The sequence below is a fragment of the Bartonella sp. AA16NXGY genome, from assembly GCF_042197325.1.
Taxonomy (GTDB): domain Bacteria; phylum Pseudomonadota; class Alphaproteobacteria; order Rhizobiales; family Rhizobiaceae; genus Bartonella.
The window spans coordinates 1-9,176 of record NZ_JBHIRR010000011.1; the positions used below are offsets into that span (position 1 = coordinate 1).

Sequence of the window (9,176 nt, forward strand, 5' to 3'; positions counted from 1 at the left end):
CCGCCAGCGTTCGTTCTGAGCCAGGATCAAACTCTCATATTGAAAATTCGATTTGGCTATATTTGGTCTTTTTGCTCTCTAAAAATAAAGAGCACCAATTAAATGGTCACGCTTGAATCGACGAGAACATATTTTTACACACCTAATCTAACATTAATAACATTAGATCCGGTATTAACATCTTCTCTAAAAAACGTGCCGCCATATTCTTTTCGAAATCTTAAAGCATTAAAACCCTAAGACTTCCGCAGACTATGCCGCCCACGTTTCTCTTTCTTCTTTCTTCTTTTGTCAAAGAACAAACGATCAATAAACCGTTTCAAAAACCAAAATAATACCATACACTAAAAAGCGTAAAATAAAAACCTAAAAGGTAAAACACCGCGTATATGATAAGTCTTAGTCAATAAAACAAGAGCAAAACCAACCATCGCAAGCAGAAACCGCTCTCGTTACTCGTCGTATATAGTACTCTTTCAAGCAAAGAGTCAATATCATTTTTTATTTTTTTTAAATAAAATAACCCAAACTTTACCAATAAAATATTGAACAAAAAATCCTATTTCAAGACATTATTGGAAAAATCTGCCTTCATAAAAATAAAACATGAAAACAGCAAGGAGTTCAAAGAGAGCATGGCGCCTTTAAAGTAAAATATAGCACCCCATTGCAATGCATGAAAATAGGAAGTTGCCTAGGAATGAGTTAATCACAATAACGCTTGTTTTATGCTACTTTAATAGAGAAAATTTTCTGCGCAGATACGATTTATAAAGACATTGCTGTATAAAGAGAATCGCATGATCTGTAATTTGTAAAAAGAATCAAATTCCTGTAGAAGCATGCTAAGCTATCTATCTATCTAGCTTTCTTTATTTAATATTGAAAAGTACTTTTATAAATCTATGTGGGATAACGAACAACAAAAAAACGATCCTGGACAAGACCCTGCTCTTGTCGTCAAGCGCTTGCGGCCTGCGCGCCGACAGGTCTCTGCTCGTTGGCTTACGGGAACCATTCTGACAGGAATCACTTCCTGCATTCTTATGGGGATTGCACTTTTTACGGCTCTTGATGAACAACAGCGATTGGTAACACCGCCACAATGGTTTACGCAAGAAAACCTATCAGAATCACAAGACCCTGAGGCCAATGGCTATAAAGGTGATCGTATTTCTCCCACCCATGCAAGGCAAAGCTTTGACAGAAAACGTCAATTTGAATTATCGATTCTACAAAAAAAAGGCGATGAAAAAGTCATTCAAACACAACATTTTGAATGGATTCGTATGGCTTTAGCCGAAAATCGCCCCCAGAAATATAGCTATCCAAAATTTGATTCTTTAAGCATTCTTGCTAGTGATACGAAAAATCAAAATATCGCACCACAAGAAGATTCTGGGCAGATTTATGGAGCAAAGGTTGAAACAAAACTCACCTTACGCAGCTATGATTTTAAGGTAAATCAATTCGATTTTGATGACAGCGACACATTGACAGATGAAGAGGCACAACAAGAAGTACAAAAAGCTGGATTTACTTTAGAAAAGAGCTCCGAACTTCTTTCAGTTCTCACATTGATTGATCCTTTAAAATTAGAAGATGTATCCTCCCCTTCCCAAGGCACAGAATCCCCTGAAGTTCGAATCGTTCAAGAAAATGTAACCGTTTCTCCTCAAAGTCACCGTATCGATCTGACGAAAAACTATGTTGAAGATATTATTCCTATTCGTAAAAAACAAACGATAGCCGATGCTTTCAAAAAAACCAGTTATACAAAAAAGCAAATTGACCAGGTTGTAAAAACGCTAGAAAAAATAAGCCTTTCCGATTCCCTTAAAGAGGGAAGCCTTTTACGCATTGGTATCGTGACACAAGCTGGTGAAGAAGACCATCTCGTACGCGCAAGTATCTATCAAGGAATGCATCATATTCTCACCATTGCCCTGAATGATAAAGGCCAATTCATTGAAAGCACAGAGCCTAAAATGTCTAAAGCACTTAAAACGGCTTTTCAAAATGGTATTCCACATTCTTATATCAATAGCGCACAATTACCAACGGCTTATGATGCACTCTATAGTGCTTTGCTAAGCCATAATATATCACAATCTCTCTCTCATCGTCTTATTCGTCTGCTGGCCACCAATATTGATATGAAAAGTCCGATAACACCCAATGATCAGATCGAAATATTTTATGCTGTACCACAAAGCGATAAAGAAAACAAAAACGGCAAAAAGAATTTGAAAGCAAAGGAAGCATCCAAGAACGCTGATCCAGAAATTCGTTATATTAGTGCAACTTTTGGGAATACAACTTATAAATATTACCGTTATCAATTAAAAGATGGAAGCGTTGATTATTATGATTCTGAAGGGAAAAGTTCAAAGCCTTTCTTGCTGCGCAAACCCACACCAAATGGCATTTTTGGCTCTCCCTTTGGTCCACGCAAACATCCTATTTTAGGCTATGTCCGCATGCATACGGGGGTTGATTGGATTGCTCCTAAAGGATCACCCATTATTGCTGTAGGAGATGGTATTGTCACAAGAGTAGGCGTAACAGGCGGCTATGGAAACCATACGGAAATTCAACATGCCAATGGATATGTCAGCAGTTATTCACACCAAAGTCGTTATGCACCAGACATCAAACCAGGCGTGAAAGTACGACAAGGACAAATTATTGGGTATGTTGGATCAACAGGAATGGCAACCGGACCCCATTGTCATTTTGAAATCATTGTCAATGGCGTCAAGGTTGATCCCATGCGCATTCGTATACCGGATAGCAAAGCCTTAACCAATCAAGACCTACAAACATTCCTACAAGAAAAAAACAACATTGATGCCTTGATCAACAGCCCAATAGCACCCTCCGAAGAAACTTAAAGCATCTGCATTTTTACGACTCAAAACATCTAAAAAATATGCTTGAGCGCTTACTTTTCTTAAAGAGATTTCCGCATTTTAAATATCTATTAAAGAATACGCCGAAAGATGCCACCACCCAAGGTCGCATCACAATGATTAAAAATAAAACGCCCTCCCCTTTTCTGGTTTACGCACAATAGAAAAGTGAAAAATATGAAACCCCAAAAGGCTAACTCTTCTTGTTTATTTTATCAAAACGATAGCCCGTCCTTATTTGCCATGCAATAAAATCTCAAATCAAAGGTGAGTTTTTCTAAAGAACGAAGATTCTAAAACCCATATCATTCTATAAACAACCCGACTTCTTGTTGCACAGATTCCACTGGTTGAGCACTGATGCTGTTTAAAGCCCTGAAGGAGGGAGGGCATGAGTTTTTTACAAGCGCGTTTTACCTTAAAAATATTTCTCCCACACGCTTACAAAAACACCCTATATTTAAATTTTAACAGCCCTTACAAAAAATAACAAAACTTGAAAAAACTCTCTCTTTGCAAAGCAATAGAGCTTACGAATATAAGTATTATTGGCTTAAAGAAGCACTTATTCAAAATAAATTTAAAGGCTAACTTAAGCACTTCAAAGCTCTCAGACAAGGAGAACTTTGAAAGCCTATCATCGGAGTCAACAAAGCAAAAAAACAACAAGAGAGAAAATCAAACATTACACCAAAAGATAAAGAAGCAAAGTTGTTTCTCTTGAAGGCAATTGACAATCTGATATGAATGGTGCTGTGTTCGCGCTACTGAAGCCGTATTTTTCCTTCTTCTTGTGAAAAGATGCCCTCCCCATACATTCACGATGAATGAAAGGCAGCTTACCACGAGAAAAGAAAAAATTTACCCTTTTAAAAAATCAGTCAGAGCTTTTTTTTGAACTATTCATGCTAAGTTTTGGCAAAGGAATGACAATCTTTGTGCCTCCTAAAGCAGAAGTTTCAAACAGAGGTTTTTCACCAAATTGCATACAGAGCTGTTCCACGACCACACGACCAAGTCCTGTTTTTTGTTTTAAAGTTTGGCTTTTCATTCCCACGCCATCATCTTCTACAATGAGCATCAATTGTCCATCTTTCTGGGGACCAAAGGAGATATAAATATGACCAGACCGTTGATCAGGAAAGGCATGTTTTAAGGAATTTGTCAGCAGTTCACCAAGGATAATTCCAAGTGTTGTCGCATCTCTTGAAGACAGGCGACAATCTTTAAAGTTGGTGTGAATGGTGATGTTTTCACGCAATTCAAAAGGGACTGCCAATTCGACATCATGCACAACAGAGCTGAGAAACTCTGCCAATAAAGTCGTTTCCATATCATCACTTAAGCGCAAACGACGATGTGCTGTAGAAATTGTCTGAATACGATCACGTGCAGCCCCTAGAACAGCACGCACCTCTTCATTTTTGCTCCGGTTTAACTGGAGCCCCAACAAAGAAGACACCGTCCCAAGAGAATTGCCAATGCGATGGCTTGCATCCTGCAACAATATTTCAACCCGTTGGCGTTCTTTTTCAGCGTGATTACGTGCTCTTTCTAATTCTTGTGTTCGTTCTTTCACGCGGGCTTCCAGAGCGATATTTTCACTATGAAGCAGCAATTGATACAATTTTAAAGAGCGCATATCACGATGAAAACGATTAATAACAAAATAGGCAGAAATAAAAGTACTCACAACGGAAACAATAGCCGCCAATGTCAAAGCCGCCCGCATCAATGCGATACCCTCACGCTGTTTTTGTCGCACCACATCATCCCCATTAATAAAGCTTGTCATCAATTGAGCTAAACGTGCTACAGGAATCTTTGATACTTCCAAAGAGTCCGCATGAGAAGGTTGAGAAGGTTGTTCAGGAATCGCATCAAGAGCACGCATATGGGCATTCATAAAGGCTTTTCGTGCTTCAACCTCTTCTTTAAAAGCCGTAAACCATTTATACCACTGCGGATGCGCATAAACAATAAGTGCGATATAGTCGAGAATATTCCCCAACTCCCGCTCTGCATTTTCAAAACGTATTTTATCTTCCGCCTTGCGCGTTTTTGCATAGCTGCGATCAGCAACAGCCATATCAATCAGGCTAATAAGGACCAAATCAGCCTGTTCGCGCAATTCTGAACTTGTATTCAACTGTGCGACTTCTCGATCAACGGCATTTGAAAGCAACATAATAAAAACCGATGCCAAAAGAGCCATAACAAGAGAAACAACAATCGCACCCCACCGCCAGCGTGATATCGTTGCATCAGAAGAAGGCATTTGAGGCATCAAATTTGTTTTTGTTGTCATAGAATGTCCATTGGCGAACTTGAAAGTCGTCATTTTTCAGCACAAAGGAAGGCAACCTTATGGAACATAAAACCTAAAGCCCGTGAGAAAGTTTTATACAGGCTTTTCTTGTGTTCCTAAGGATACACGCCAAACTTCTGAATTCCCTCAGATACTGACTTTACTGTAATAGCTATAACGGGAATAAAAAAAACAAGGCTATCAATCATAATTATTATGCTTTTTTAGCCGTTAAATGAACACAATGTACTTCCAGCTGAGTAAGAATCAGGACCATAATCAGACTCACCATTGACTTTAAGAAGTTCTTGTAATCGATTACGCGCCCTGCTCACACGGCTTTTAATGGTTCCAACAGCACAACCACAAATAGCCGCAGCATCTTCATAAGAAAATCCCGATGCGCCAATGAGAATAATGGCTTCTCTTTGATCGGCAGAAAGCAAATTTAAGGCTTTTTTGAAATCTTGCAAATCAAGTGATCCATATTGAGCAGGATGAACAGCGACATTTTGAGTAAACACGCCGTCGGTATCTTGAACTTCTCTTCCCTTTTTACGCATTTGACTATAAAATTCATTGCGCAAAATGGTAAAAAGCCAAGCTTTAAGATTAGTTCCCATCTCAAAACTATCTTGCTTAGCCCATGCCTTCATAACAGTATCTTGGACCAAATCTTCGGCTTTATCGTGCTTGCCACTTAAAGAAACAGCAAAAGCTCGTAAAGCCGGCAACACAGAAAGGAGTTCTTGTTTAAAGTTTTTCGCGCACTTTGACATAAAGGATTCAAACCTTTTCCACATTGTTTAAGCCAAATTGCTCTGCGCGCTCCAACTTCTCTAAAAGCTCAAGCAAACACCGTGGCAGTGCTTCTTCTTGAATTTCCATGTAAAATTGACGTAACTTCCGTGCTATTTCGCTATTGACCCCGAGAAGATCATCTCCAACTCTAAATTGTGTGGTGAGATTTTTTTCATCACGGTCGTTCATTTTTCATCCCCCTAATCCATATATTACTGGTAGCACCGCGAAGAATTTTTCGCCTTATGGTTGTAAATATAGCTGCCGGTAAAAAGTTCCATACAAATCAAGGAACTTTTTTATCGGTTGAGAATTTCAACCAACAAAATGCTTGAAAGGTCAAAGGAGTTATAAATTATGTCATTATCAACGCGCATTGCCCCGCATCTTCCCTATCTTCGGCGTTTTGCCCGCTCTGTCACCGGTAGCCAATCCTCTGGCGATGCCTATGTTTCAGCGATGTTGGAAGCACTCATTGCCGACATCTCCATTTTTCCCAAAGCCTCCACTGACCGAATTGGTACCTATTGGCTTTTTTGCCATCTTTTTGACCAAACCACACCAAACATCCCAGAACCCCTGCCCCAATTTGGTCTTGAACAAAAAACCAGTGCCAAATTATCCTATCTCACACCCCGTGCACGCCAAGCATTTTTGCTCATTGCCGTTGAAGGATTTCATGAACAAGACGCCAGCGAAATCATGAATCTGGATACGAAAGAATTTCGCAAGCTTCTCAACCAAGCATCCATTGATATTTCTCAACAAATTGCCACTGAAGTCATGATTATTGAAGATGAACCTCTTATTGCACTTGATATTGAGCAAATGGTAGAAAGCCTAGGTCATCATGTTGTAGGAATAGCGCGCACGCGTGATGAAGCTGTCATCATGTATCATAAGAAAAAACCACGGTTGATTTTGGCTGATATTCAATTAGCCGATAACAGTTCAGGGATTGATGCGGTCAACGAGATTTTGAAAAATGACCGTATACCGGTGATTTTCATCACGGCTTTTCCCGAAAGGCTTCTCACTGGCGAGCGTCCAGAACCAACTTTTTTAGTGACCAAACCTTTTAACCCTGATATGGTGAAAGCGCTTATTTCCCAAGCTTTATTTTTTCAAGAGAATGCTTCTAAAGCGGCTTAGAACAGGGTAACATCTTAAAATTATGATCGTTACGCCTCTTTCAAAGCCTCCCATGGATAGATCTCATATGAGTGCGCTCATGCAAGCGATTCGTGGTGCTGATATTTGCGTTCTCTATCAGGCAACAAATCTGGTTTATTTATGGGCTGAAAACTTGCCACATCATTTGCACAATAAATGGCGGGTTGGGTGTCGTGACAGCGACTTTTTTTCGCTTGACCTTGCAGACAATATGGAAACCATCAAACTGCAAGTTTTAGCCAGTGGCAAAATGCAAACTGTTGAAGCACGTTTTGAAGATACAAACAAACAAGAGATTTGGTACAAATTTTCTATTGATTGCCACCGCAATGATAACGAAGACATTATTGGTATTATCACCACCGGTGTCAATATTTCCGGCTTACGCCGCCGTGAACAAGTGCTTAAAATCCTTCTTCGCGAAGTCAGTCACCGTTCTAAAAATCTTCTAGCGATCATTCAAAGTATTGCCAGTCAAACCGCCCGCTATACTGAATCTCTTCAGGTTTTTTTACGAAAATTTCAAGGTCGTCTTCATTCTCTTTCTCATTCTCAAGATCTGATCACTGATTCCGATTGGCGCGGTGCTCAATTTCGCGAATTGGTCCAAACGCAGGCTTTAGGTTATTTTATGAAAGAAACAGAACGTTTTTCACTTGAAGGCGTCGATCCTTATCTTTTTCCCAATGCCGCTTTGCATATCGGTTTGGCTTTTCATGAACTGATTGTCAATTCTCTTTCTTTTGGAGCCCTTTCCCAAGAAAAGGGGAGCATCTGTGTACGCTGTGAAATCGAAACAAAACTGAATGGCAAAACGCAACTTATCATCACTTGGCATGAAAATTTTGAATCCGGCATCCCTCCCACAAACAATAAAAAAGCCTGTTTTGGTAGTGCCGTTCTCGAAAAAATCGTTCCCATTTCCGTGAATGGTTCAGCTTCTCTCAAATTGACACAAGAAGGAATTGTCTATTGCCTCTCTGTTCCTGATACTTATTTTGATATTTTTTCTTAAAAGAGCATTTTAAACAATGAACAAGAGAATTTTCCCCTTTTTTAGCAAAATGTCTCATCTGTTTATTAAGCACAAAGATATTTTCCAACCTCTTTAAACCAACCTCTATAGTCCCCCAATAGTTCCGCAAAACCTTAACGATGAGAACTGAAAGCCACATAAAATCCATTCCCGCTGTCAATCAACTTCCATCCCTCATATAACCGGCATATTTTAAAACAGAAACCAAAACGATAAAGAGCAAACCGTTTCAGCTTTTATATGCCAAATAAAAGCGAGCCTGTTACCCATCTCTTTTTGTGTAATTTTCGCAATGCGTATATAATTTTATTTTGGCAGAATATGAAATTTCAAGGAGTAAAGCTAATATCCATCATCACTCTTCAGCTTTACGGGCTTAAAGCATCCACGACAACGACAATTAATTGATGTAAATTACACATTTTATGCTTTTATTTATCGCATTCTTTAATGGAGATATCCTCTTCAGTTACAATAGGGCATCCTAAAACAGGATACACTTGTGTTCCTCATTCACGCACTTTTTTAATATTTCCCAGCGCATCCACGCTCATTTCAAAACAGTATGTGTAAATAAGATATAATAGCCCCCGTAAAGTGAACCATCAAAACCGCCCCTTGTTACGCCACGTCCTTCTTTACCTTCATGCCCCTTTTCACTTCATAAAAGTAGTAGCTGAGCATCATCATACCATTTGTCTCTCATGTTACAACAGCCATTGACCTTTGAGAGCGTCCATAAGAGGCATTTCAGTCTTTTTTCAAATATTACTCACCGACATAGAGCCCCCACACACACCCTTTTATGACGTGCAAGCCAATGATTTTGATTAATTCACTATAGAACCCGCATCTCAAAGGGGAACCGACATCTCAAAGGGGAACCGACATCTCAAAGGGGAACCGACATCTCAAAGGGGAACCGACATCTCAAAGGGGAACCGAC

The 9,176-nt window shown here is 39.5% G+C and carries 6 protein-coding genes; 3 read left to right on the top strand and 3 right to left on the bottom strand.

Features of this window, described 5'->3' with window-relative positions; genetic code table 11:
* Positions 1 to 905 precede the first annotated feature (905 nt).
* Entirely contained in the window at positions 906 to 2,894 is a 1,989-nt protein-coding gene (locus ACFINK_RS06890; protein WP_375638495.1) for a M23 family metallopeptidase, read from the top strand.
* Between the two features lie 895 nt (positions 2,895 to 3,789).
* Here the strand turns inward: ACFINK_RS06890 and ACFINK_RS06895 are convergent.
* The 3 genes from ACFINK_RS06895 to ACFINK_RS06905 all read right to left on the bottom strand — a co-directional run bounded on the left by ACFINK_RS06895 (position 3,790) and on the right by ACFINK_RS06905 (position 6,210).
* A complete protein-coding gene (locus ACFINK_RS06895; protein ID WP_375611692.1) occupies positions 3,790 to 5,220 on the bottom strand; it encodes a sensor histidine kinase in 1,431 nt (476 codons plus the stop codon).
* A gap of 224 nt (positions 5,221 to 5,444) precedes the next feature.
* A complete protein-coding gene (locus ACFINK_RS06900) occupies positions 5,445 to 5,999 on the bottom strand; it encodes an RNA polymerase sigma factor (protein WP_375611691.1) in 555 nt (184 codons plus the stop codon).
* 7 nt (positions 6,000 to 6,006) lie between these two features.
* The gene (locus ACFINK_RS06905) at positions 6,007 to 6,210 is read right to left on the bottom strand and encodes a NepR family anti-sigma factor (RefSeq protein ID WP_375610684.1); all 204 of its coding nucleotides are present in this window, start codon (positions 6,208 to 6,210) and stop codon (positions 6,007 to 6,009) included.
* A 168-nt stretch (positions 6,211 to 6,378) separates the two neighbouring features.
* Between ACFINK_RS06905 and ACFINK_RS06910 the strand changes: the two genes are divergently transcribed.
* The gene (locus ACFINK_RS06910) at positions 6,379 to 7,173 is read left to right on the top strand and encodes a response regulator (RefSeq protein ID WP_375607013.1); all 795 of its coding nucleotides are present in this window, start codon (positions 6,379 to 6,381) and stop codon (positions 7,171 to 7,173) included.
* Between the two features lie 22 nt (positions 7,174 to 7,195).
* On the top strand, positions 7,196 to 8,209 hold the full coding sequence (locus tag ACFINK_RS06915) for a sensor histidine kinase (RefSeq protein ID WP_375618002.1): 1,014 nt from the start codon (positions 7,196 to 7,198) through the stop codon (positions 8,207 to 8,209).
* Positions 8,210 to 9,176: the final 967 nt, after the last annotated feature.